Genomic DNA, 24,839 nt, shown 5'->3' on the forward strand with positions numbered 1-24,839 from the left:
ACCTCATTAATTTAATATTATTTGCGATATTTACTTAAAGCTTTTACCAATATTACAGTTAATACTGATGCAATAATTATTTCAAAAATTGAGTTACTAATAACAATAATATAGGCTGCTTGAATAGGTAAGTATTTCATTAAAACAGCTAGTCCTAAAAAACCAATAGTGTTAGTTAAAGTTCCGACAATGGCTGCAGAAATAGAAGCTAATGTGATGTTTTTGCGAAAGATCCAAAACGCATAATATGATGTAATCCCAATTAATATTCTTGGTAAAATACGTACAATTGGATCTGAGGGAATCGCTCCTGTCGGCGTCATAAAACTATAAAGACCAAATAAAAATCCTGTAAATGCACCTACTACTGGACCTTCTAAAATAGCTGCTAAAATCACTGGAATGTGTAAGATTGTGGCTCTACCAACTGGGGATGGAACAGGAATAAACCCAAGACCTGTAGCTCCTAACATCATCGCTATAGCACCTAGTAATCCAGCAACAACCATTTTCCTCGTACTCAATTTTTTACTTATATTTTCCATTATATATTACCTCCAATTTTTATGATAGAAAAAATAAAAGAGCGGTTATAAATCCGCCCTTTTGCTTACATTTAGTCTAGTTCTTTCATAGATAGTCTTTCCTATTATAGCGGCTAATATAGCCTTTAAAAAATCTAAACCCATAAAGAGACTCATCATTATAAAAATAGCTTTAAGGGTAATTACCTTGCCTGTAATATAGTTATAAATTAGATACATCCAAGGTAAGCCGATTAAATAAATAACTACCATTGCCAATAAAGACGCTAGTAAAAATGTCTTTAAACCTGGATTTTCCTTTTTATGAATAATATATCCTGCTACATAAGCTGCGAAAATGAAGGATATTAAAAATCCAAAAGAAGGCTGCAGGGCATAAACTAATCCTCCATAAGGGGGAGCTGCAAAGATTGGAACTCCGATAAGACCAAGGAGTATATAAACTAAGATACTTAAAGCTCCAAGCCTCGGTCCTATTATTGCTCCAGCTAACAATGATAATAAAGGCAATAAACTAAAAGGAATTATTTCAGGTGGCCATATTTTAGACACAAAAGCTCCTAAAGTCATTAAACCCGCAAAAAATGAAACTAAAATCATATCTCTTATCGATAAATTCACACTTATCCCTCCTACAATTCTCTTATCTATAAGAATTATAAAAGGTACTCTAGTCATTGTCAACTAGATTTAACCCTGAGGTTAACATAGGGCGATATTCAGTTGTCCATAAAAAAACCTTCTAGACATAAAGGCCCAGAAGGTTTTAAAAACACAATTATTCCACCTCCCGTCTCGGTCCTCTTGGCTCCAAGCGGTATTGAATTAATATAAAATTATAACTTATAATCTTTCTATACAGGGCCTATGGCTCCCGTTAGAAATAGATTATTTAACCTTCTATTTGGTCTATAGCCTTTTTAATCTTTGTTGCCATACCTTTAATTTTTTCAGCTGGTACGGCACAAATAGCTATGCGCAAACCTTTTTTAAGAGATACTAAGAAAATGTTATCTTCTCTTAATTTTAATCCTACTTCTTCAGCTTTCGTTGTCGGTATTGTAATAAAGAATCCAGAATCATAAGGACACATTTTTAAACCTACTTCTTTAGCTTCATTAATGAAAGTATGTGCTCTATCTTCCATGCTTTCGCGATATTCATTTCTTTCAGCATTTACCTTTGCCATTAATTCTGGGTTTTTCCATAAATCTATTAATAGTCTCATTCCTGATCTTGTGCAGTTAGACCAAGTACCTCTACTTGAGAATTGGTTAACATCATAAAACTCTGTAATTACTTGTTCATCAGAGCTAATTCCAAGTAAGCATCCTGTACGATAGCCATACATAGTATAGCCTTTAGACATACTAAATCCTACTAAAACTAAGAAATTAGCTGGTAAATTAGAAAATTTCTTAAAGAATTTACGACTACCTTCAGGTGCAAAATCCATATAAGCTATATCTACAAATAAAATTATATTATTTTCTTTTTTATTGCAAAGCTCTGTAAAAGCATCAATTAGAGCTTGCCATTCATCATCTGTTAAACTATAGCCTGTTGGATTATGAGCAGGTGTATTAAGGATTAAAAGGACATTTTTTTGTACTTTCGCCAAAGCTTCAACCTTTTCAATACAAGCCTGTAAATTGAATTTTCCTTCTTCATCAAAAGTCATAAATGTATCAATTTTACGCATCATCTCGCGAGCCATCGTTTTATATGGTCCCCAGAACCAATCTGAAGTTAAGTATGTATCTCCTTCTTCGGTGTAATTCCAGATAGCATGATGAATTGCACCACTTCCACCTGGAGTTGCTATTCCTTTAACGAATGCATCTGGTTTATTTTCGCCAAATGTTACATCGATTACCGCGTTAATATAATCTGGTAATCCTGCTATCGGAGCATAATTTGCTACATCATCAAAAGGCAAGCTATACATTGTTTTTTCTACGGTAGGTAAAGTAATTAATTTACCAGAAGCATCTAAAAATGCACCTATAGATGCATTAACTATATTTTCTTTGCCTACTATTTCAGCCTTAGCATTAGCGGCACTATTTACACCAAATATATTATCTGTCTCGCTTTTATCTTGAGCATGTTTAGCAACTAAAGATATCTTCTCCATTACACTTCCTCCTTGTAGTAAAGCTAAATTCATCATTCGCTATATTTTTGTAAAGTCCTTTTTTATTTTATGATGAATAATGTATACTTAGCACTTATTGTTTATTATATAGCACTCTTTTCTAAAATAAAAGGTCATCCCTAGGGATGACCTTTTTTGAAGGTTAAATTAATTCATGTCTCTCAAAATATAAATTAATTTCTCTTAAAGCACTTTGGGCACTATCTGCACCATGAACGACATTTTGGCTCATTTCCCAGGCATAATCGCCTCTAATTGTTCCTGGCATAGCATCATTTGGATTAGTTGCTCCTATCATTTTCCTAGCTTCTAATACAGCATTATGACCTTGAATTACCATTAATAGAACAGGACCACTGGTAATATACTCTATCAAGTCTTTATAAAAAGGCTTTCCTAGATGTTCTTCATAATGCTTTTGTGCTATTTCTTTAGAGATAAGTGAAAGTTTTAAGGCACTAAAAGTAAAACCCTTTACTTCTAATCTCTTAACTATTTCTCCGATAAGACCTCTTTTAACACCATCTGGTTTAATCATCATAAATGTTTTTTCCATAGATAATTATCCTTTGAAAGTTATTTTGATAATACCATCATTCTTATCTTCTTCCATATTAATAGTGTTTTGATCTAAATTAATAACTTCTTCATCTGACTTAATTGTATCAGTTAAGGTTTCTCCATCTACAGTACGTTTTGGAGAATCGGTTACACCTTTCATTAGCTTTGCAAACTCTACAGCATCAAGGGTTTCCTTTTCCATTAACTCTTTAGCTATCAGATGAAGTTTATCAATATTTTGGCTAAGAATCTTTTCTGCAACCTTATATCTTTGATCAATAATACTTTTTACTTCTTTATCAATTGAAAAGGCAACTGCTTCACTATAATTACGATCTCTAGCAATGTCTCTTCCTAAAAATACCTGTTCACTATTTTGATTACCAAATGTAATGGTGCCCAGCTCATCAGACATACCCCATTCTGTAATCATTTTACGAACTGTGGTCGTAACTCTTTCAAGGTCATTTTGAGCTCCAGTTGTAATTTCATTTAAAACAAGTTTTTCTGCTATTCTTCCACCAAGCATCATCGAAACTTGCTCTAATAAATGAGACTTTGTAATATAGTTTCTATCTTCTTTTGGTAACAGTAATGTATATCCTCCTGCTCTTCCTCTTGGAATAATTGAAACCTTATGCAGTGGATCACAATTAGGTAACAATTCAGCTACTAAAGCATGCCCTGCTTCGTGATAAGAAACAATTTTCTTTTCAAATTCATTAATAACACGAGATTTTTTCTCAGGACCTGCAATTATTCTTTCAACAGACTGTTCTAACTCATTCATAGAAATGTTTTTCTTGTTATTTCTAGCTGCTAAAAGTGCTGCCTCGTTAAGTAAATTTGCTAAATCAGCACCTGTAAAACCTGGTGTACTTCTTGCCATTACTTTTAAGTCTACTTTACTGTCCATAGGCTTATTTCTCGCATGAACTTGTAAAATTTCTTCTCTACCTTTAACATCAGGGGCACTAACAGCAACCTGTCTATCAAATCTTCCTGGTCTTAATAATGCTGGGTCTAAAATATCAGGTCTATTAGTTGCTGCAATAATGATTATACCTTCATTTAGGTTAAATCCATCCATTTCAACTAATAATTGGTTAAGGGTTTGTTCTCTTTCATCATGACCACCACCAAGACCTGCACCCCTTTGTCTACCTACTGCATCAATTTCATCGACGAAAACTATGCAAGGAGCGTTTTTCTTTGCTTGTTCGAATAAATCCCTAACTCTTGATGCTCCGACACCAACAAACATTTCTACGAAATCAGAACCACTGATACTAAAAAACGGCACTCCTGCCTCTCCAGCAACTGCTCTTGCTAAAAGGGTTTTTCCTGTTCCAGGAGGTCCAAAAAGTAAAACACCCTTTGGAATCTTAGCACCTAATTCTGTAAACCTGCGTGGGAATTTAAGAAAATCAACTACCTCTTCTAATTCTTCTTTAACCTCATCTACCCCTGCTACATCACTGAAAGTAATCTTTACTTTATCATCTGTATGTAGCTTAGCTTTACTTTTACCAAATTGCATTACTCGGTTTCCTCCACCTTGTGTTTGTTGCATCATAAAGAAGAAAACCCCAATTAATAATAGAATTGGTAATAATGAAGATAGTACACTAGTCCACCAAGATGGCTGTGGAGTTGGTAATTGATTAGCATTAACGTTGTTTGCAATTAAAATATCCGTTAAACTATCATAGTTAACTGGAGCATGCAACATGAATTCTTTATTTGCTTTAGTCTTACCTTTAAGTTCTTGGTATGTTTCATAAGATGTAATCTCGAGCTCACCAATTTGTCCTTTTTCTACAGCGGCGATAAATTCTGGTAAATTATTAAATACTTTTTCTTCTACTGGTGGATTATTTGTCCATCGTAAAACTGTTACTGCAATCAATACAATTAATAAATAAATTGCTAAGTTTTTAAATACGCGATTCAATAATCTGCCTCCTCCCCTACACTAACCCTTAAATATTTAAAGTTAAAATTGACCCATTAATATCATTATATGTTATCATATAAACAATGTTTTTTCAAACTATTTCCTTGGATTTTATCTGTAATATTAAGTAATTTTTTGTTTCATTGGTAACCCTTACCTGATTACTTAAAGCAAGACCTGGTATCCAAATAATATTATCCCCTGAACAAATAAGATTAATTTGATCTCTTTTTTCCTTTTCTATTTTTCGGTCTATAAAAAAGTTTTTAAGTTTCTTAGTTCCCTCCATTCCTAATAGATGCACTCTGTCACCAGGCTTTCTTTTTCTGATAGTTAAGGGGCTTGGTAATTTATCCCTATCAACTACTACTTGATAATAATCTTTTGATTTTATCATCTTGTCTGAGAGAAATGCTTCTATTATAATATCTTCTCCAGGAATAATTGTTTTACCTGGAACATTTACTGGAATTTCTCTGTTTTTTTCTACTACACTTTCTTTTTTGTTCTGGGTAAAAATTAATGATGTATAACTTTTTTTTACAATGATACCTTGAGGTAAATTGATGCTTTTAGCTCCTTTTTTATTTAAAGAGAGCTCTATTATGTTTTCGACATGATGGTAACTTAATCCTTGAGTATCTTTCCTTAAATTTTGATAAATATCTCGCAAGATTCTTCTTTTAATCGCTAAATCTAATTTATTGAATTTTTCTAAATCTATTATAATATTATCGTTTTGAGAACTAGATAATACCTCTTTTTTAATTTTCTTAGTGTAATTTTCTAAAAACTTATTATCTACCTCAACGATGTTTTCTAATTTTAAAAGTGCTTCTACAATATTAGGGTTTAATTCCTTTTGTAAATAAGGAATTAAATCTAGTCTAATTTTATTTCGCAAATAAATTTTTTGTTCATTGGTTGGATCTTGATGATAAATTATTTTTTCCTTTTGACAATAATCTATGACTTCTTGTTTAGTCACTTCTGCTAATGGACGTATCATCCAATTAAATACTGGGGGCATCGAGGCTAAACCTTTTAAGCCTGTACCTTGTACTAAATGCAGTAAAACAGTTTCTGCCCTATCTTCAGCATGATGACCTAAGGCAAGCTTTGTATAATTATATTTTCCCTTTAATTCATTATATATTTCATGCCTTATTTTATGACCAGCATCTTCTGGAGAAAGGCCAGTTTTTTTTATAATCTTAGGTACATTTTTTTCATAAACATAACTATTTATACCCCATTTAGTAGCTAATTCTTGTACATATAAAGCTTCCTTTTTACTCTCTTCTCCTCTAAACATATGATCAACACAAACAACACCTAGTTCAAAATCATGTTTTTGCTTTAATTCTTTTAAAACATATAATAAGGCTAAAGAATCTGCACCTCCAGATACGCCAACTAATATTTTATCTTTAGCCTGGATCATAGTATGTTTTTTAATTGTCCACTCTACCTTTTTTACAAAATTCACAAATTAAATTTCCTCCTTCATACTTTTTAATTAGGCAAAAAAAAACCAGCAGATTACTCTGTTGGTTTTAGACATTGGAGAAGTAATATCCTGCTTATAAATGAATATTTATTCTGAGCGATAATCTATACGCGCTACTAACACCGTTAAATCATCATTTATATTTCCATTTAAAGTGTATTTTGCTAATTCAATTATGTAATCAGCAATTAACTGAGGATCTTCATGAGGTAAATTCTCAATTACCTTGCACCAATCTTCGACACTTCCATTTATGGCATCAAATACTCCATCCGTCATATTTATAATAATATCATCTACATTAACTGCATATTTAAAATGTTCTACCTCTACTTGATTTAAAATACCTGCTGGTAGAGACTTTGATTTAACTACATTGACCGTATTATTTCTTTTAATAAATGAAGGGGGTGAGCATACCTTAATGAATTCTGCTATCGCTGATACTTCATTAACAACTACCATATCAATAGTTGTAAAGGTTTCTTCATTGGAACGTAAATACAACACTGAATTAACCGTTTCAACAGCCATTTTTTGTGTAAGCCCCGCTGTTAATAATCTTTCAAGTAAATTTATTGCCGTGTGACTTTCTTTAAAGGCCTTTGCTCCAGCCCCCATTCCATCTCCTAAAATCATAGCGTACTTGCGATTAGGTAAAGATAAACAAGACCAATCATCTCCTGAGATATCTCCACCATCTTTTATTGCCATGGCAACACCTGTAGTTACAGAATACGCCTTAGTTGGATTTAAATGATATGTACAACTACTATTTCCTGCTGTTGGGCACCTGCTTTGTTTTACGGTATATGTTCTATCTAAAAATTGAGAAACTTTAGGTGCAATAAAATTTGTACACCAGCTTTGTCCTGGACATGATTCTTGTACAATAATTATTTCTTTATCATCGTTATCCGTTTCAATTACTTTAACATTCTGAATTTTAATATTTTCTTCCATTAGACTAAACTTAATTGCTTCAGCTAGTTCTTCATTAGTTGTTTCCCTAGATGTTACTTCCTGGGCAAAACCTTTTACTAAACCTGCCACACCTTCTAATTGAGTAGCAACAACTTGCTGTGAGCTAAGAATTTTTTCATTTATAGCATTATCTTTTTTATATAACTCAAGCTGATACCAAAGGGCTAAACTAAGCTCTCTTATTCTCATACATCTTCGTTGTAATTCAAGCGAAAAGTGCTTTTCATCAATTCTGCCTTTACTTTCTCCTTTGTTGCAAGCTTCTACCATGGATTGATAAGTTTCTAAATAATCTTTTTTCCAGCAAGTTTGATAGTGAGTACATCTGTCGCAAACCTTACCTGATACTTCTTTTAAAATATCTATTACAGGATTTTCTTGATCTTTTTCTATAATCTCTTCTTTTACATTAAATGCCTTACTTAATTCATTGAAAACCTTAGACATTCTTTCTAACTTTTCAGAGCTATCATCTTTAAATGCTGGCATTTCTTCTTTCTTCTTTTCTACTTCAGGCATAAGAGCTTTTAAGGGTATGATTGCAAAAATTACCCCTGCTATTAATGTTTCTATAAGCGTATTTATTACTTGTTCTGTTCCTGAAAAATACATCGAAAGAATAAGATTACCAAGCGTAAACCCGATAATAATTCCAACTTTTCCTAATCCCCTGAACACTCCACCTAATAAACCACTTAAAGAATAAAATCCGATAGTAGCGACGCTGATATTTCCTGTAACACTTGGAACTAATCCTACAATAGTACCAATAGCTGCGCCTCCACCAGGACCTGCCAAATATGCTGAAGAAAGAACAAATATTTTAGAAATTAAACTTTGCACATTCACACTTGCAATATTTACATTACCAAGTCCTAGTAAAACCCCTAAAATTACAATTACTAAGCTTACCTTTTCTTCTAAAGATATTTCCATCTTATGCTTGTACTTTTCTACGGCTCCAAAAGTAGTTATCATTACTAAGGTGATTAAGCCAGCAAAAGCACTTTCAAAAACAATTGAAACCCAATTATATAAAGTTCCCTGATTGATAACAATCAATATCCCATTAACAACCAATATTATCGAAGCGATAATTGAAGGAACAATTATCCATTGCTTCTTATCTACTAAAAATTGATTATACAGAATACTAAAAATAAGAATACTAATAATTAAGCTAGGTATAGCATGTCCTAAATTATTAGTAAAAAGTGTACCTAATAATGTACCCCCTAGAACCCACCATCTTTTTTGCTTGTCCCATACAGCTACAGAACCAATGTAAGCTGAGGCAAAAGGTTTTATTTCCCCTAATATGACAGCTTGGGTTAAGATAAAACCTACAATACAAAATATAAAGTTATCTAGGCGTAACCAATTTAATAACATCACCCCAGATTTACTAGAATTTGTTCTTATAACAGCTTTTCCAATCACGACGACACCTTCCCTTTTTTTTGGAATTAATGTTCTTTTATTATATAACAATCATGTGGAAATATTTGTCATAGATTGGATGAGGTTTACTGAAATTTAAGACATTTTTTTACATTTTTTCAAAGAAAAAGTGTCATCTCTGACACTTTAATTTTTTTTTGATTCCTTGAGAGAGCTTTTAATGCTCACACTATATTCATCTTGATGGTCTAAATCTTGCTTTAAACTCCTGATATGCTTGGTTAAACGTTCTTTTCGTGATGATCTTCCAAATTTAGGTCGATTCTTTCTGTCATTTTTTGCAGGATTATTTTCCTTCTTTATTTCAGGAGCATTTTTTTCTTTCATACTATTTTCCTGATTAAGGATATCTTGTTTACTAATTTCTTTATTTTTAGTACTGCCTTTCTTATGGGTTTGTTCATTTTTTGTTTTTTTAGCACTTACTTCTTTATTTACTTCTTTATTTACTTCTTTATTTACTTCTTTATTTATTTCTTTATTTATTTCCTTATTTATTTCCTTATTTATTTCCTGTTTTCTATCCTTTTTCTTCATAACTAGGTCTACTTCTACCCTTACCTTCGCGGGGCTCATAACAGTAGTATTTATCTGGGTAGGCACTACTTTAAAATCATTAGGATTAACTTTATTCACCAGTTCTATCTTTTGCGTAAATTGCTCTAAACTTCGGGTAATGAAAAACCTTTCTCCCTTAGATTTAGAATTTAAATAAAGAAATCTTACATCCTTCATGCAATTAAGGATTAAATAACTTCTGTCAATATACTTGCTTAGAACAGTAACAGTAGCCTCTGTGGCTATCGCCTCTGAAATAACAGGCAATTTTTTTGGTATTAGATATGTGCTTTTTGTAGTAAAATGATCACTCACTTCTTTAGCTTTATCTTGCACATAATTTTCTGGGGTTATAATAATAACTGTTTCGATATATAAGGCATCATAGGCTATTTTATTTACATTTAAATGTTTTACCTTTACATCTCTAATTAAACTATCATTTTGATATTCTAATTGAAATGGAATCGCTAGGCTAACTGTATTTTGACTTTGTTCATTTACACCTATTTTTAAGGAATCAAAACTTAAATCAAGTAAAATGTCACCTGCTACATAGCTTCTAATTATCTTACTATGGCAAGCAAACTGAATTTTATCAATATGATGCTCTTTGTATTTATTTAACTCTAAAGTAGCTATACCCTTTAGAAGAAAGTATTGACTATTACCTGATGTAAGTTTCGCAACATTATTCCAAGCTATATTTACATCCTTTTTATAATATTTTTCCATATTATCGCCTCCTAAACATATGTTTATTCAGCATAGTTCATTTTTATAATTACAAAAAAAAATAGTGCCCCATAGCACTATTCAAACATTTTTGGCCAAGCTCTCACAAGGTCACTATTGCTTTTAGTTTTTCCGAGAGCATCTATGATCATTTCGGCTGCCTCTTGGGGATTTGCATTTGAAAATCTTTTGCGCAACTTCCAATTGACATCTAACTCTTCTTTACTAAGTAAAAGGTCTTCTTTTCTAGTTCCAGATCTTATAATATCTATCGCAGGGAAAGTTCTTCTTTCCGCTATTTTACGATCTAAAATTAATTCCATATTTCCTGTACCTTTAAATTCTTCAAAAATCACATCATCCATTCTACTACCTGTATCCACCAAAGCTGTAGCTAAAATGGTTAAGCTGCCACCTTCTTCAATATTACGAGCAGCTCCAAAAAATCTTTTTGGTTTATGTAGGGCATTTGGGTCTACACCCCCTGATAATGTGCGACCACTAGAAGGGATTACTAAATTATAAGCTCTCGCCAAACGAGTAACACTATCCATTAAAATCACTACATCCTTGCCATGTTCTACCAGTCTTTTAGCTCTTTCTAAGACCATTTCCGATACCTTGACATGATTTTCTGGTGGTTCATCAAAAGTTGAGCTAATTACCTCACCTTTAACTGACCTTTGCATATCTGTTACTTCTTCAGGTCTTTCATCTATTAATAATACTAAAATTTCTATTTCAGGATAATTTATCGAGATACTATGAGCTATTTCTTTTAATAATTCTGTCTTTCCAGCCTTTGGTGGAGAAACAATTAGTCCTCTTTGTCCTTTCCCCACAGGACTAACTAAATCAATAATTCTAGGAGCAGTTGGACTATTATTAATTTCTAATTTTATTTTTTCTTGTGGATAAATAGGGGTGAACCCTTCGAAGTGAAGTCTTTCGGATGATTTATCGGGGTTTTCTCCATTAACCTCTTCTACTCGTAATAAGGCGAAATATCTTTCGTTATCTTTAGGTTTACGACATAAACCACCTACTCTATCTCCTGTTCTTAAATCAAATTTTCTAATTTGTGAAGGAGATACATAAATATCATCACTACTAGGTAAGTAAGCTACTGGTCTTAAAAATCCATATCCATCTTGCATTATTTCAAGTACACCTTGCGCCCTTAACTGTCCATCATTTTTTGCAAATGCTTTTTGAATTTCAAATACTAGTTCCTTTTTTCTCAGTTTTGAATAACCTGTTAATTCTATCTTTTTTGCCATATTATATAGTTCAGCCATAGTCTTACTTTCAAGCTCATTTATATTAACCGCGGTCATAATTTCACTCCTTATGCTGTTTTTCTAATTGGATTGTTTAAGGGTTTAACCAGGTAGGAAAATGCAGGGTAGGAAGCGCTAGACGCGCTCCCATTAAATTTAGCCATCCATTCTTACATAATGTGGTTTTCTAGAGAAATAGTGATAAGCTTCTATAAATCTAATTGTACCAGTTTTGCCACGCATTACAACTGTATGAGTTGTCGCTCTATCATTAAAGAATCTTACACCCTTTAAAGTTTCTCCATCAGTGATTCCAGTTGCCACAAACACAACTTCATCTGTTTTAACTAAATCATCTATTGTTAAGACCTTTTTGGTATCAGTTATACCCATTTCTTTCATTCTTCTTAACTCTTCTTCATTTTCAGGAATTAAGCGAGCTCTCATATCTCCGCCCATGCATTTTAAAGCAGCAGCTGCTAAAACTCCTTCTGGTGCTCCTCCTATCCCAATTACCATATCCACACCCGAATCAGGAATTGCTGTTGCTACTACTGGAGAAACATCACCGTCTGTTATTAATTTTATCCTTGCCCCAGCTTTTCTAATTGCATTAATAATTTTTTGATGACGAGGACGATCTAAAATCACAACTGTTACTTCTTCTATTTTTTTGCCTAATTTTTGAGCAACATTTCGTACATTTTCTTCAGGACTTGCATCTAAATCTATTGCTCCTACAGCTAAAGGACCTACTGCTATTTTGTCCATATACATATCAGGGGCATGTAATAGACAATCTTCCTTTGCAACTGCCATTACAGCTATTGCACCATTCATACCTTTAGCAACTAAATTAGTTCCTTCTAATGGATCTACTGCAATATCAACCTTTACACCTTCACCTAGTCCAACCTTTTCACCTATATATAGCATAGGAGCTTCATCCATTTCTCCTTCACCTATAACTACCTTACCTTCTATGTGAATAGTATCAAACATAGATCTCATTGCCTTTACAGCAGCATCATCTGCTGCTATTTTATCTCCCTTACCCATCCAACGAGCTGAATTTAATGCAGCCGCTTCTGTTACTCTTGCAAATTCTATAGCTAGTTCTCTTTCCATAACTCTTACCTCCTCTAGGTCTTATTTATCTTTTACGGTTTCCCAATCCTTTAAAAATTGGTCTACTCCCTTATCTGTCAGCTGATGATTCATCATCGCATCAATTACTTTATATGGAACTGTTGCTATATCAGCTCCTACTTCAGCTACTTGGTCTACATGCTTTGGATTTCGGATACTAGCTGCAATTATTTTAGTTTTATAATCATAAATTTCAAATACATGAGCCATTTTTGCTACAAGTCCAATACCTTCTTCCCCAATATCCTCCAGTCTGCCTACAAAAGGACTTACATAAGTAGCCCCTGCATTAGCAGCTAAAATAGCTTGGTTTACAGAAAAAATCAAAGTACAATTTGTTTTGATTCCTTCTTTGCTTAATTCTTTAATAGCCTTTAATCCTTCAGCTATCATTGGTATTTTAATTACAATATTAGGATGAATTTTCACAAGTTCCCTTGCTTCTTTAACCATTTGGTCTTTAGTTAGTCCAATTACCTCTGCACTTATAGGACCATCAACAAGCTTGGTTATCTCCATAATTACTTCCTGAAAGTTTCTGCCTTCTTTAGCTATTAATGTTGGATTTGTTGTCACACCAGAAATAACACCCAGTTCTGCTGCCTTTTTGATATCTTCTAAATTAGCCGAATCAATAAATAATTCCATTAAAATATCCCCCTTAATAACCATTATAATAGAGTAAGGCTAGTAAGAAATTTTATACTTACTAGCCGATTAACCTAAGCCTTGCCATTACTTCCAAATACGCGTATTTTTTCTCTCACAATTTCAATCATAGCATCCCTTGCAGGTCCTAAAACCTTTCTTGGATCAATTTCTTCAGGATTATTAGTAAACACGTCTTTTGCTGCTTTTGTAAACGCTTGGCGAATGTTTGTATCAATATTAACCTTTCTAACTCCTAGGCTAATTGCTTTTCTAATATCATCATCATCTACACCTGAAGAACCATGTAAAACTATCGGAATATTTGTTAAAGCTTTAATTGCTTTTAAGCGTTCAAAATCTAACTCTGGTTTACCTTTATAAGGTCCATGAGCTGTTCCAATAGCAATTGCTAAAGAAGTAATCCCCGTTTCTTCTACGAATCTTTGCGCATCCTTAGGATCAGTAAACATAGCGTCTCTTTCAGATACTACGATATCATCCTCTGTGCCACCTATTTTGCCTAATTCAGCTTCAACTGACACGCCAATTGGTCTTGCAATTTCTAATACTTTATTAGTTAAAGCAATGTTTTCTTCTAATGAGTACTGTGAACCGTCAATCATTACAGAACTAAAGCCTTGTCTAATGCATTTAATAACTTGTTCAAAACTTGTCCCGTGATCAAGATGTAATGCAACTGGTACAGAGACAGTATTAGCTGCAGTTTCAACTAAATTAACGATATACTCAAGACCTGCATATTTTATTGCACCTTGACTTGCTTGAATAATTACGGGAGACTTCTCAGCCTCTGCTGCTGCTACAATGGCCTGTACTATTTCCATATTGTTGCAGTTAAATGCTCCCACTGCATATCCTTCTTTTTCTGCCTTTTCTAACAAATAATCAACACTTACTAAAGACATTTATCTTGCCCCTCCTCAAATATTAACAAATAATATCCTGTTAATTATAATTTCATTAAATCTACTTCTTTATTCTTTTTTTACCTTTATCAATATATTTAAATACACCTTTATTCAGAACTATATTAGTTAAATTATTTACTATTTCCAAATCCTTTATATTTTCAGCAAAAATAACGGTTACAGCTCCACAGTCTTCGCAAAAAATTTCAACTCGATCTGGATTAACCTCTAATCCAATATCGTCATTACCACAGGTACAAGATACCTTATCTTGATTAATTAAATTTCGAACCTTTTCCAAAACCTTTGACATGATTTCTTCGTTATTAAAAAATTCTTCATCCATCACATCATCTACCATAGTCTCCATGTTATAATCAAAATCTTCAACTGCTTTTCTAACATTTTCTCTTGATCCAAGAAATGCTGATTCTACACCTGTTTCATGACAATATAAGTTTATCAACTTCTCTTTCCAAATCAAGTTAGCAGGATACGTATAATAGTGCTTGTCTTCACACATACTACAAGCCAGTTGAATAGTATATTTATTTCCTTTGCCTCGACCCATGGAAAAGAGGGCTGTTCCACATTGACATTTCAGGTGTACCTTTGTGTCAAAGCCTACGTTAAAGCGAGATATAGCATGAAAATCAAGCTTACCACATTCAGGACAATGTAGTGCCACTGTAATATATGTTTTAATCAACATGGTAGTTCCTCCTTTCTCTTTTAATTTAAATATTTACAATTAAATCATCTATCATTGTAGTTAATTGTTCTATGTCAAACGGTTTTTCAATAAAGCCAGATATTTTTATGTCTTCAGAAATACTTAAACGGTCATAGGCAGTCATTAAAATGGTTTCTGGATAGAATCCTAATTCATTTATTTTAACAATTGTTTCTAGTCCGCTCATCCCAGGTAACTTTAAATCTGTTATCACTAAATCAGGCTGCCAGTCTGTTATTATGTCTAGGGCCTCTCGTCCTGAAGCTGCATCCTTTAACTCATACTTATCTAGTGCTGCCATTAATAGTACCCTAATTCCAATTTGATCATCAATTATAAGAACTTTTTTATTAGTCACTGGTTACACTCCTAAAAACTCAATATAACATTATATTCTGGTAAAGAAAAAAATATTCCTGCTTATATTGAAAATTTTTATATCATTGTACTTCCAAAGTTGATATTTCCTCATAACTACTTTGGCTAATTATCTCATTTTCCTTAATATACAATTTTGGAATAAGTGTGCTTAAGTTAGTTCTACGTGCAGTTAATTCTACGATATCCCCTATTTGTATATCTACTACATCTGTCACATCTAGCATGGTTAGTTGCATTCCTACCTTACCCACTACAGGTACCCTTTTGCCTTTGATATATCCATATGTTTTCATTCTTGGATGATTAATAAAACGTAAGAATGTTTTTGCTAAAATTTTAGTTAAATCAAGTATCTTTTTAGGGTGAGCAATTGGTTCTACTGAAAATCCATGATAAAAACCAATTGCTACTACAGCTATTTTAGATTTCCTTTTTAATACATATATACGTTCATAACCCACAGAGTGACCTTTTTCTAATTGATTTAGATAGATAACTTTTGCTTTTAAACTCCAGGGATCTTGCATCTTTCCAGAAAAAACTTGTCCCCCTTCATCTTGTCCATAAAGAATAGTTCCAGCTCTCACCATATCTAAATGCATTTTAGGATATTTAACCAAAGCACTACTGTTACAAATATGCTTTAAGGGAATACTTACACCCTTTTCTGTTAATAATTTTATGGCTTTATTAAACTCTGAAAATTGTTTATCCACAAAAGATTTTTCTCTCCACATTGCTGTAGCTAAATGTGTGTATAATCCTTCGACTTCAATTTGAGGATTTTCTTTTAAAATATCTATGATCTCTGGAAGCTGCCCTACCTTTATGCCTGTTCTTCCTAAACCAGTTTCTACTTTTAAATGAACTTTTAACTCTATTTGTTTACCAACTATAAATTGAATCAATTCTAAATTATTTAATGTTATCGTTAAGTTATACCTTTTTGTGTATTCCAATTCTTCTTCTAAACAAGAACTAAAGATTAGTATTGGAACAAAAATTCCCGCCCTGCGTAACTTTATGCCCTCTGATACTTCAGTTACTCCTAAATAATCTATGCCTTGTCTTTGTAATTCCCGAGAAGACTCGATTATTCCGTGTCCATAAGCATCTGCTTTTACGACCCCTAGAATTTTAGTCTCGTCAGCTACAAAATTTCTCACTTCTAAAAAATTATTAGCTATTTTATCTAAATTAACTTCTACCCATTTATCCATCATGCCACCTCAAATAGGCTAGATTACTTTTTTGTTTTCTTTTTAAAATTAATTAATTTACGAATTAACTTTTGATAAACTGGTTCAACTGTATGCCATAACCAATAATAAAACTTGGAATAAACTAAATCATATTCTCCTATAAACTCTGTATAATCACCATTAAATCCTTTTTTAAACTTGAATAATCCATATAATGGATTGTCCTCACTTAAATAACCTGGTACACCTCTAAAGTCATATAAAGTGCAATTATTTTCTTTTGCCCATTTAATCATAGTCCATTGCAATAAATAGTTAGGCATCACATTACGATACTGATTACTTGAAGCTCCATATAAATACCAAACCTTGTTCCCCATAATAAGTGCTAAAGTACCAGAGATATATTTACCTTCATACTCTGCCATGAAAAGTTTACCATAACCATTTTCAACAAGGTAATCCCACATGTCCTCAAAGTATTGATATGATCTTACTAAAAAATTATCCCGTTCACAAGTTTCTAATAATATTTCATAAAAATATTTTAAATCTTCTTTTTTACAATCTTCTTTAATAGTTACGCCTCTTTTTCCCGCTAATCTAATATTATATCTGGTCTTGCTATGCATGTTTTTCATTAAAGTTTCTTCATCTGGAGTAAGATCTAATCTAAAAACGAACTTAGGCTGGATTCCATCAAATCCTTCACCTTTTTCTGCTGATCTAAAACCTCTAGAAGTTAATAAATTTGCAAACTCAGTATTTTCAGCTGAAATATCAGGATCTACTTTAAAGAAAATAGCCTTATGTTCTTTCGCTAACTTTTCTACTTCTTTTAACATAAAATCAAATACTTCTGTATCATCTATCTTAAATACAGGTCCTCTTGGAGCATAAAAAATGGCCTTTTTAAGACCTGGAATTATTCTTTTTAAAATAGAAATAGCAGCTATTGGTTTATCATTCTTTTCAATAATCAGCCTTAAAGGTTGCCAACCTGTCTTAGCCTTTATTTCGCCCCACTCATATGATTGTAAAATATGACCTTTGGGAATAGAAGCAATAAAATTATTAAAATAATCGTGCTCATTTTCCTTTATCAATCTGGCCTTCAAAATCATCACCAACCCTTGTGTTTTCTTCCTTTATCTTGCTATCTTTGTCAATACATCAACTAGACTATACCATAAATCATGATAAATTATAAATTATCTCAAACAACATATATAAAAGTACCTCAAAGAGCTATTCTCTGAGGCACTTCTAAATTCCTTATCTACTACTTTTTATGTTTATAAGCAGCTCCGACAAAATCTCTGAATAAAGGATGTGCTTTATTTGGTCTTGATTTAAACTCAGGGTGGAATTGTGAAGCTACAAACCAAGGATGATCCTCAAGTTCAATTATTTCTACTAAGTCAAGCTCTGGGTAAACTCCACTTATTTTCATGCCCTTTTCTATCATTATTTCCTTAAATGCATTATTAAATTCATAACGGTGACGATGTCTTTCAGAAATATCCTCTTTTCCATAAGCCTCATAAGCTTTTGTACCTTTTAAAATTTTACACGGATATTTTCCTAGACGCATAGTTCCACCTTTATTTTCAATATCCTTTTGCTCTTCTAAAATATCAATAACAGGATATGGTGTATCCTCATTTAATTCACTACTATTAGCATCTTGATAATTAAGGACATTTCTTGCAAACTCTACAACTGCCAATTGCATTCCAAGGCAAATACCTAAAAATGGTTTTTTATTCTCTCTAGCATATTTGGTAGCTACAATTTTTCCTTCAATCCCACGGTCACCAAATCCACCTGGCACTAAGATCCCATCAGCATTCTTTAAAATACTCTCGGCATTTTCTTCATTTAAGTCACAAGAATTAATCCAATCAATATTAATTTTTAATTTATGAAAAATCCCTGAATGAATTAGAGCTTCCGTAACACTCATATAAGCATCTTTTAATTCTACATATTTTCCTACTAAAGCGATATTGACTTCTTCTGTTGCATTTTTAAACCTTCTAACCATTTCTTTCCAACCTGTTAAATCTACTTCTCCACATTTAAGCCCTAAACGCTCAACAACAATGTCATCAAGCCCTTCTTTTTCTAAGTTTAAAGGAACTTCATAAATAGAATCAGCATCAATAGCTTGAATAACTGCTTCACTATCAATATCACAAAATAAAGCAATTTTTTCTTCTACTTCTTTGGATAAGGTATTAACCGTACGACACACAATAGCATCTGGCTGTATACCAATACTTCTTAACTCTTTTACGCTATGCTGTGTAGGTTTGGTTTTAGCTTCTCCTGCTGCTGAAATAAAAGGCACTAAGGTGACATGGATATACATACAATTATCTCTGCCGACATCTTTTTTAATTTGTCTTATAGCTTCTAAAAATGGCAATGACTCAATATCTCCAACAGTTCCACCTATTTCAGTAATAACCACATCTACATCATTATATTTAGCCATGTTATAAACTTGTTCTTTAATTTCATTAGTAATATGAGGAATAACCTGAACAGTTCCCCCTAAGTAATCACCATGACGTTCTTTATTTATTACAGACCAATAAATTTTACCTGTTGTTACATTACTAAATCTTTTAGTATTTTCATCAGTAAACCGCTCGTAATGACCTAAATCAAGATCTGTTTCCGCTCCATCATCTGTAACAAAAACTTCTCCATGTTGATATGGGCTCATTGTCCCAGGGTCAAAGTTTAGATAAGGATCAAGTTTTTGCATAGCAACCTTTAATCCTCTGCTTTTTAATAGTGTTCCTAAAGAAGAACCGGTAATTCCCTTACCTAGCGAAGATACAACCCCACCAGTAATAAATATATGTTTAGTCAAGATATTCCCCTCCCGAAAATCTCTCCAACTATTAGTTTTTCAAGAAATTCTCTGCAATTACTTTACAATTTTATCTTTACAGACAAGTACTGTCAAGAATAAAACTATTCCTAGAATATTCTAAATCTTGTTGGATATTTATCATTAATCAACTCTAAATAACTTCTTATATCTACTATTTTCCCCAAAATAAGAGACACCTATACTATATAAGGTGTCTCCACAATATATAAATGGTGTCTCACCTATACTATATAAGGTGTCTCCAATCTTTATTAAATTACATTCTTTCAGGTGCACTTACACCTAAAATAGTTAAAACATTTCTTAAGGTTATCCTTGTTGCATTAACTAAAGCCGTTCTACTAGTAGAGAGTGCTTTATCTTCTGATAATACTCTACAGCAATTATAAAAACTATGAAATGTACTTGCAAGGTCATGTGCATAACGGGTTAATACATGAGGCTCGAGACTTTTTGCACCTTCTACTATTTCCACTGGAAAGTCTACAATTTTTCTAATTAAGTCTATTTCTGCTTTTTCTTTTAAAAGACTAAGATTAGCATTCTTTGCTTTTGGAAGCTCCTCACCTGTCATTTTTAAAATGCTACATATTCTTGCATGAGCATATTGAACATAAAAAACAGGATTTTCATTAGAATTTTTCTTTGCTAAATCTAAATCAAATTCTAAGTGAGTATCAGGATTTCTCATCGTAAAGAAATAACGAGCTGCATCCTTACCTATTTCATCTATTAATTCACTTAAAGTTACGTATTGTCCTGTTCTTTTAGACATACGTACTATTTCTTCGCCTCTATATAAACGAACTAATTGCATTAAAACTACTGTTAATCTATCTGAATCATATCCTATTGCTTCCATTGCACCTTTCATACGAGCTACATGTCCATGATGATCTGCTCCCCAAATATTGACAACTTGGTCAAATCCTCTTAAGAATTTATCACGATGATATGCAATATCTGCTGCAAAATAAGTAGGTACTCCATTAGAGCGAATTAATACTTCATCTTTATCATCAGTATTAAATTTACTTGATCTAAACCACATAGCACCTTCTTGTTCATATACTAAATCCTTTTGTTGTAATAACTCTACAACCTCTTTTATAGCCCCGGAATTGTGTAAAGCGCTTTCATAAAACCATATATCATAATTCACTCCAAAATCAGCTAAACCTTCTTTGATGCCGTTAACCTTTTCCTTTAAGCCAAGCTCAACTAAAATAGCCTGTCTTTCATTTGTATCTAATGATACTAGAGAATCCTTTTTATCTTTTATAATAGTTTTAACTGTGTCAATTATATCTACTCCATGATATCCATCCTCTGGGAAAGGAACATCCTGCCCTAACTCTTGTAAATATCTTGCTTCTAATGACTTCCCAAAATTCTCGATTTGCTTTCCTGCATCATTTATGTAGAATTCTTTTGTAACATTATAGCCTGCACAAGCTAACATGTTAGATAGGGAATCTCCTAAAGCTCCTCCACGGGCATTACCCATATGTAACAAACCTGTTGGATTAGCACTTACAAATTCAACTTGTATTTTCTTCCCTTTTCCATACTCACTGCATCCATATTTCTCATCTTGATCATCTACTACTTTTAAGCCTTCATATAACCAATTATTATTTAAATAAAAATTTATAAACCCTGGTCCTGCTATTTCTACCTTTTCTACAAATTCATTTTGGCCTATGTTTGCAACAATAATATCTGCAATCTTTCTTGGACTCATTTTGGCTTCTTTAGCCATTAACATAGCTATATTGGCTGCAAAATTTCCATGGGTTTCTTCTCTAGGAACTTCCAGTACATAATTTGGAATGTCTTCATAAGATATTAGACCTTGTTCTTTTGCAGTAGCTAAAGAATTTTCTAATTGTTGTCCGAGACTATTTTTTACCTTTTCTACAATACTCACAATCCTAACCTCGCTCGCTATTTATAATTATTCTTAGATTAATATCTTGCTTGTACCCTGTCAAGCTATGAAATAATATCTCTTATAAATTCACTATAATTGGAACTAAAAATGGAACTAAAAATGTTAAAACTAAGCCATGAATAAAGGCAATTATGGCCATATCTGGACTAGTTGATTTTACTATTATGGGTAGGGTTGTATCCATAGTGGTTGCTCCTCCTGGTGCTACTGCTGGAATCTTACCAAATTTTCTAGCTACAATGGGCACTAAGGCTAAGGCCAATACTTCTCTGAAAATATTAGATAAAAATGCTATTGTCCCTATTTCTATACTCACCATTTTTTGTAGCATTACTCCTGATAGACTATACCAACCAAAACCAGCACCCACTGCCATAGCATGAATTGCATCCATCTTTAAAAAGAATCCTATAATAAAAGCACCTCCAAGGCTACCGATCACAGTTCCTAAAGGAATCAGCAATATTTTCCACCCTAGCTCTTTAAGTTTCTTCCAAATTGTCCTATTGCGTCCCAAATCAATCCCAACTACAAAAAGCAAAATGTTTAAAACTATTGTTGTAAACATATCTACACTGCCAACTAATTGAGATAAAAAACCTATTTTTCCTATTATAATACCCACAAATACAGAACTTATTATTACCCAGGTCATTTTTTTTCTCCTTCTAAAATTTTACCTTGTAAAATCCATAATACAAAAACACTTCCTGCAATACTAGCAAAAGAAATAAAAAAGGCCTTAACCCCTAAAGTGCTTAAATTATTTACTATGTCTGGATTACTACCTATCCCTAATCCCATGGCAAAAAGCATTAAAATTAATCCTGTAACTATTATTTTATCAATACTTTCTTTAGATATATAAGAAAAAAGTTTAAACCAACCTACTAACATACCCAGAATTAATGCACCTAAAATGCTCCACATATTGTTCACCTCTTCTAACTCAAATTGCCATTTTTATACGAAAATTAGCTTGAAAAATACTAACTTTTATTTTAACATATATTTTCTTTTCTGCACAAAAAAAAATGCTGCCCTCTGGCAGCATTAACGCACTCGAACTGGAAATACCTCTGGTTTTGTTAATCTAACAATACGTTCATCTTCACCTGTTAATGCATTGACAAAGAGGATAAAGGTTTCCTCTTCGATACTACCTCTTACATCATAAACTAAAATTTCCTTATCTTCAAATTCCCCCGGAATTACAGCTAACCTAATATTATTCACTTTAAAATTAGGATTCATCCCAGCTGTTACTTCTTCAGGAGACTTTTTAGGAGCTGGTAAATCTCTTTGGTGATGATAAGCTAAATAACTACTTTGATCAAAACTTGTTATTTGTCCATTATCTAAAGCTACTTGTACCTTTATCATATCAGTATATAATAATGTTTTGCCTTGATTAGGTACAAAGGTAAATACAGTAATATTTGTATCACTGTCTGTTTCTACTCTTGTTATATCTTTTAAACCAATCTTATTTAAAAATTCAGTTGCTTTTTTAAGAGCCTCATCATCATTAATATTTACTTCTTTAATTGGTCTATCTACATACAACTGAACTACATGCCCACCATTTTTAGAGACCTCTAAATAAGTAGGATTTTTATTGCCTTTTTTATAGGCTTTTATTCCAAAGGTCGCAATTTTACCTTTATTTTCAAAAGCAACCTCAACCTTTTGTACTGGTCCATCATAGGCATTCATAAAGTTTGTAGCAGCTTCTAAAGCCTTTTCTTTAGTTATTCTTTTACCTACTATCGGTTTTAATTCTGGCTCAATTTTTTGCACACCTTGGTCAAATTCTAACTCGGGAAAAGCTTTAACTTTATTTTCGATTTTAGTTAAACCATCAACAATTTTATTATCAGTAAGCTCTTTTCCTTTAATAATTCCTTCTGTTTCTAAATCTACAAAGCTCAGGTTTTGATCAATTACCGATGCCTCTACTTCGTGTAATTCTTCTCCCATAATCTTTGATCTTTTATATAAATCTTGAATCTTAGCCCATTCCTTTTCAGTTAGTTCTTGTTTCTCTAAATTATTTTTCTGCAAAAGGTAATAGCTATATTCAGCAATATCTGATAACACTTTATCAGTACGATCTAGTTCAATCATAGCTACAGGAATACCACTTAAGTTATTTTGAGCTGAGAAGGACTGACGCCAAAGGTTAGTAAGACTAAACATAATTTGCTTAGGGCTTGAGCTAACTAATGTTTGAGCCAATTGAGAGTTAATAGAATCTATACCCCAAACTAGTTCATGGAAGTTTTTCTGATATTGGATTTCTGTTCTTCTAACTAATTGTTCTTTATCTTGATATTGATTATAGCCGTAATAACCTACAGCTATAAAAGCAAGAAGTAATAAAGAAATTGCTGTTTTTCTCACCTAATTCCCTCCTTTCTAATTTCCAAATACATGTTTACCAATAGTTAAACTTATTTTTCTAGACCAAATCCATTTAGACGTTGCTGTCACCGGATTCCAGTAATATAATGCTCCATATGTAGGATCATTCCCATTGAGAGCATCTCTAGCAGCCCTTAAGGCACTTGCAGTCGGAGGACTAAAGTATTGTCCATCTACTGCGGCAACAAAGGCACCTGGTTGAAAACAAACCCCGTAAACTGTGTTTGGAAACTTTTTGCTTTTCACCCTATTTAAAATTACTGCTCCTACCGCTACCTGACCAATATAAGGTTCTCCCCTAGCTTCTCCAGAAATCATTTTTGCTAAAACAGTAACATCGTTACTACTAACCTTATTATTATTGCTAGTAGTATTTTGAGTTACTTTATTACCTGGTACAGCTTTATTTAAAGCTACCCATGTTTTATTACCTACTATTCCATCATTATTTATCCCAAATCTACCTTGAAACCATTTAACTGACCTTTGAGTTTGCCACCCAAAATCTCCATCGACTTTACCATGATAATAGCCTATTTTACTAAGCTTACTTTGAAGTAACCTAACATCATCACCTCTTGAACCATAAGTTAATGTACGGTAACCTATTACTTCCATGAAATCCATACCTACAAAAACGACAAAGCTTGCTAACATTAAAATTAAAGCTATTGCCTTAATACCTTGGGGTCTTAGCATGTATGTCCTCCCTCCTAAATTTATTTTCAAAATTATTGTTTCCTATATTCAAAAAAGTAT

At 32.7% G+C, this 24,839-nt stretch carries 22 protein-coding genes; all 22 read right to left on the bottom strand.

Going from position 1 to position 24,839, the window contains the following annotated elements:
• Window positions 1-17 precede the first annotated feature (17 nt).
• Window positions 18-545 (bottom strand): ECF transporter S component, encoded by a 528-nt coding sequence (locus tag B8965_RS03755; protein ID WP_084052527.1) that lies wholly within the window; start codon window positions 543-545, stop codon window positions 18-20.
• 45 nt (window positions 546-590) lie between these two features.
• Window positions 591-1,166, bottom strand: coding sequence for a biotin transporter BioY (locus tag B8965_RS03760; protein ID WP_159446259.1), 576 nt, complete (start codon window positions 1,164-1,166; stop codon window positions 591-593).
• Window positions 1,167-1,437: 271 nt separating this feature from the next.
• Window positions 1,438-2,682 (bottom strand): pyridoxal phosphate-dependent aminotransferase, encoded by a 1,245-nt coding sequence (locus B8965_RS03765; protein WP_084052529.1) that lies wholly within the window; start codon window positions 2,680-2,682, stop codon window positions 1,438-1,440.
• 163 nt (window positions 2,683-2,845) lie between these two features.
• Entirely contained in the window at window positions 2,846-3,259 is a 414-nt protein-coding gene (gene ndk / locus B8965_RS03770) for a nucleoside-diphosphate kinase (RefSeq protein ID WP_084052530.1), read from the bottom strand.
• A gap of 6 nt (window positions 3,260-3,265) precedes the next feature.
• Complete coding sequence (gene ftsH, locus B8965_RS03775; RefSeq protein WP_084052531.1) at window positions 3,266-5,218, bottom strand: ATP-dependent zinc metalloprotease FtsH; 1,953 nt, start codon at window positions 5,216-5,218, stop codon at window positions 3,266-3,268.
• Window positions 5,219-5,312: 94 nt separating this feature from the next.
• The gene (gene tilS, locus B8965_RS03780; RefSeq protein WP_084052532.1) at window positions 5,313-6,710 is read right to left on the bottom strand and encodes a tRNA lysidine(34) synthetase TilS; all 1,398 of its coding nucleotides are present in this window, start codon (window positions 6,708-6,710) and stop codon (window positions 5,313-5,315) included.
• Window positions 6,711-6,818: 108 nt separating this feature from the next.
• On the bottom strand, window positions 6,819-9,155 hold the full coding sequence (gene spoIIE, locus B8965_RS03785; RefSeq protein ID WP_084052533.1) for a stage II sporulation protein E: 2,337 nt from the start codon (window positions 9,153-9,155) through the stop codon (window positions 6,819-6,821).
• Between the two features lie 147 nt (window positions 9,156-9,302).
• The gene (locus B8965_RS03790; RefSeq protein ID WP_084052534.1) at window positions 9,303-10,469 is read right to left on the bottom strand and encodes a hypothetical protein; all 1,167 of its coding nucleotides are present in this window, start codon (window positions 10,467-10,469) and stop codon (window positions 9,303-9,305) included.
• 77 nt (window positions 10,470-10,546) lie between these two features.
• The gene (gene rho / locus B8965_RS03795) at window positions 10,547-11,806 is read right to left on the bottom strand and encodes a transcription termination factor Rho (RefSeq protein ID WP_084052535.1); all 1,260 of its coding nucleotides are present in this window, start codon (window positions 11,804-11,806) and stop codon (window positions 10,547-10,549) included.
• 99 nt (window positions 11,807-11,905) lie between these two features.
• Window positions 11,906-12,877 carry a class II fructose-bisphosphatase gene (gene glpX, locus B8965_RS03800; protein WP_084052536.1) on the bottom strand — a complete coding sequence of 324 codons (972 nt, stop codon included), beginning with the start codon at window positions 12,875-12,877 and terminating at the stop codon, window positions 11,906-11,908.
• Window positions 12,878-12,898: 21 nt separating this feature from the next.
• A complete protein-coding gene (gene fsa / locus B8965_RS03805) occupies window positions 12,899-13,546 on the bottom strand; it encodes a fructose-6-phosphate aldolase (protein WP_084052537.1) in 648 nt (215 codons plus the stop codon).
• Window positions 13,547-13,620: 74 nt separating this feature from the next.
• Window positions 13,621-14,475, bottom strand: a complete 855-nt coding sequence (locus B8965_RS03810; protein WP_084052538.1) for a class II fructose-1,6-bisphosphate aldolase — start codon at window positions 14,473-14,475, stop codon at window positions 13,621-13,623.
• Between the two features lie 61 nt (window positions 14,476-14,536).
• Window positions 14,537-15,190 (bottom strand): hypothetical protein, encoded by a 654-nt coding sequence (locus tag B8965_RS03815; RefSeq protein ID WP_084052539.1) that lies wholly within the window; start codon window positions 15,188-15,190, stop codon window positions 14,537-14,539.
• Between the two features lie 25 nt (window positions 15,191-15,215).
• A complete protein-coding gene (locus tag B8965_RS03820) occupies window positions 15,216-15,569 on the bottom strand; it encodes a response regulator (RefSeq protein WP_084052540.1) in 354 nt (117 codons plus the stop codon).
• 82 nt (window positions 15,570-15,651) lie between these two features.
• A complete protein-coding gene (gene alr / locus B8965_RS03825) occupies window positions 15,652-16,815 on the bottom strand; it encodes an alanine racemase (protein WP_084052541.1) in 1,164 nt (387 codons plus the stop codon).
• Between the two features lie 20 nt (window positions 16,816-16,835).
• Window positions 16,836-17,918, bottom strand: a complete 1,083-nt coding sequence (locus tag B8965_RS03830; protein WP_084052542.1) for a lipid II:glycine glycyltransferase FemX — start codon at window positions 17,916-17,918, stop codon at window positions 16,836-16,838.
• Window positions 17,919-18,076: 158 nt separating this feature from the next.
• Entirely contained in the window at window positions 18,077-19,678 is a 1,602-nt protein-coding gene (locus B8965_RS03835; RefSeq protein ID WP_084052543.1) for a CTP synthase, read from the bottom strand.
• Window positions 19,679-19,958: 280 nt separating this feature from the next.
• Window positions 19,959-21,635: an arginine--tRNA ligase gene (gene argS, locus B8965_RS03840; protein ID WP_143334212.1), complete on the bottom strand. Its 1,677-nt coding sequence runs from the start codon at window positions 21,633-21,635 to the stop codon at window positions 19,959-19,961.
• Between the two features lie 79 nt (window positions 21,636-21,714).
• A complete protein-coding gene (locus B8965_RS03845; protein WP_084052545.1) occupies window positions 21,715-22,311 on the bottom strand; it encodes a LysO family transporter in 597 nt (198 codons plus the stop codon).
• Window positions 22,308-22,586: a LysO family transporter gene (locus B8965_RS03850; protein ID WP_084052546.1), complete on the bottom strand. Its 279-nt coding sequence runs from the start codon at window positions 22,584-22,586 to the stop codon at window positions 22,308-22,310. The genes B8965_RS03845 and B8965_RS03850 overlap by 4 nt, the downstream gene beginning before the upstream one ends.
• Before the next feature lie 123 nt (window positions 22,587-22,709).
• Window positions 22,710-24,059 carry a germination protein YpeB gene (gene ypeB / locus B8965_RS03855; RefSeq protein ID WP_084052547.1) on the bottom strand — a complete coding sequence of 450 codons (1,350 nt, stop codon included), beginning with the start codon at window positions 24,057-24,059 and terminating at the stop codon, window positions 22,710-22,712.
• A gap of 15 nt (window positions 24,060-24,074) precedes the next feature.
• Window positions 24,075-24,779 carry a spore cortex-lytic enzyme gene (gene sleB, locus B8965_RS03860; protein ID WP_084052548.1) on the bottom strand — a complete coding sequence of 235 codons (705 nt, stop codon included), beginning with the start codon at window positions 24,777-24,779 and terminating at the stop codon, window positions 24,075-24,077.
• Window positions 24,780-24,839: the final 60 nt, after the last annotated feature.

This window comes from Desulfonispora thiosulfatigenes DSM 11270 (genome assembly GCF_900176035.1).
GTDB lineage: Bacteria > Bacillota > Peptococcia > Peptococcales > Desulfonisporaceae > Desulfonispora > Desulfonispora thiosulfatigenes.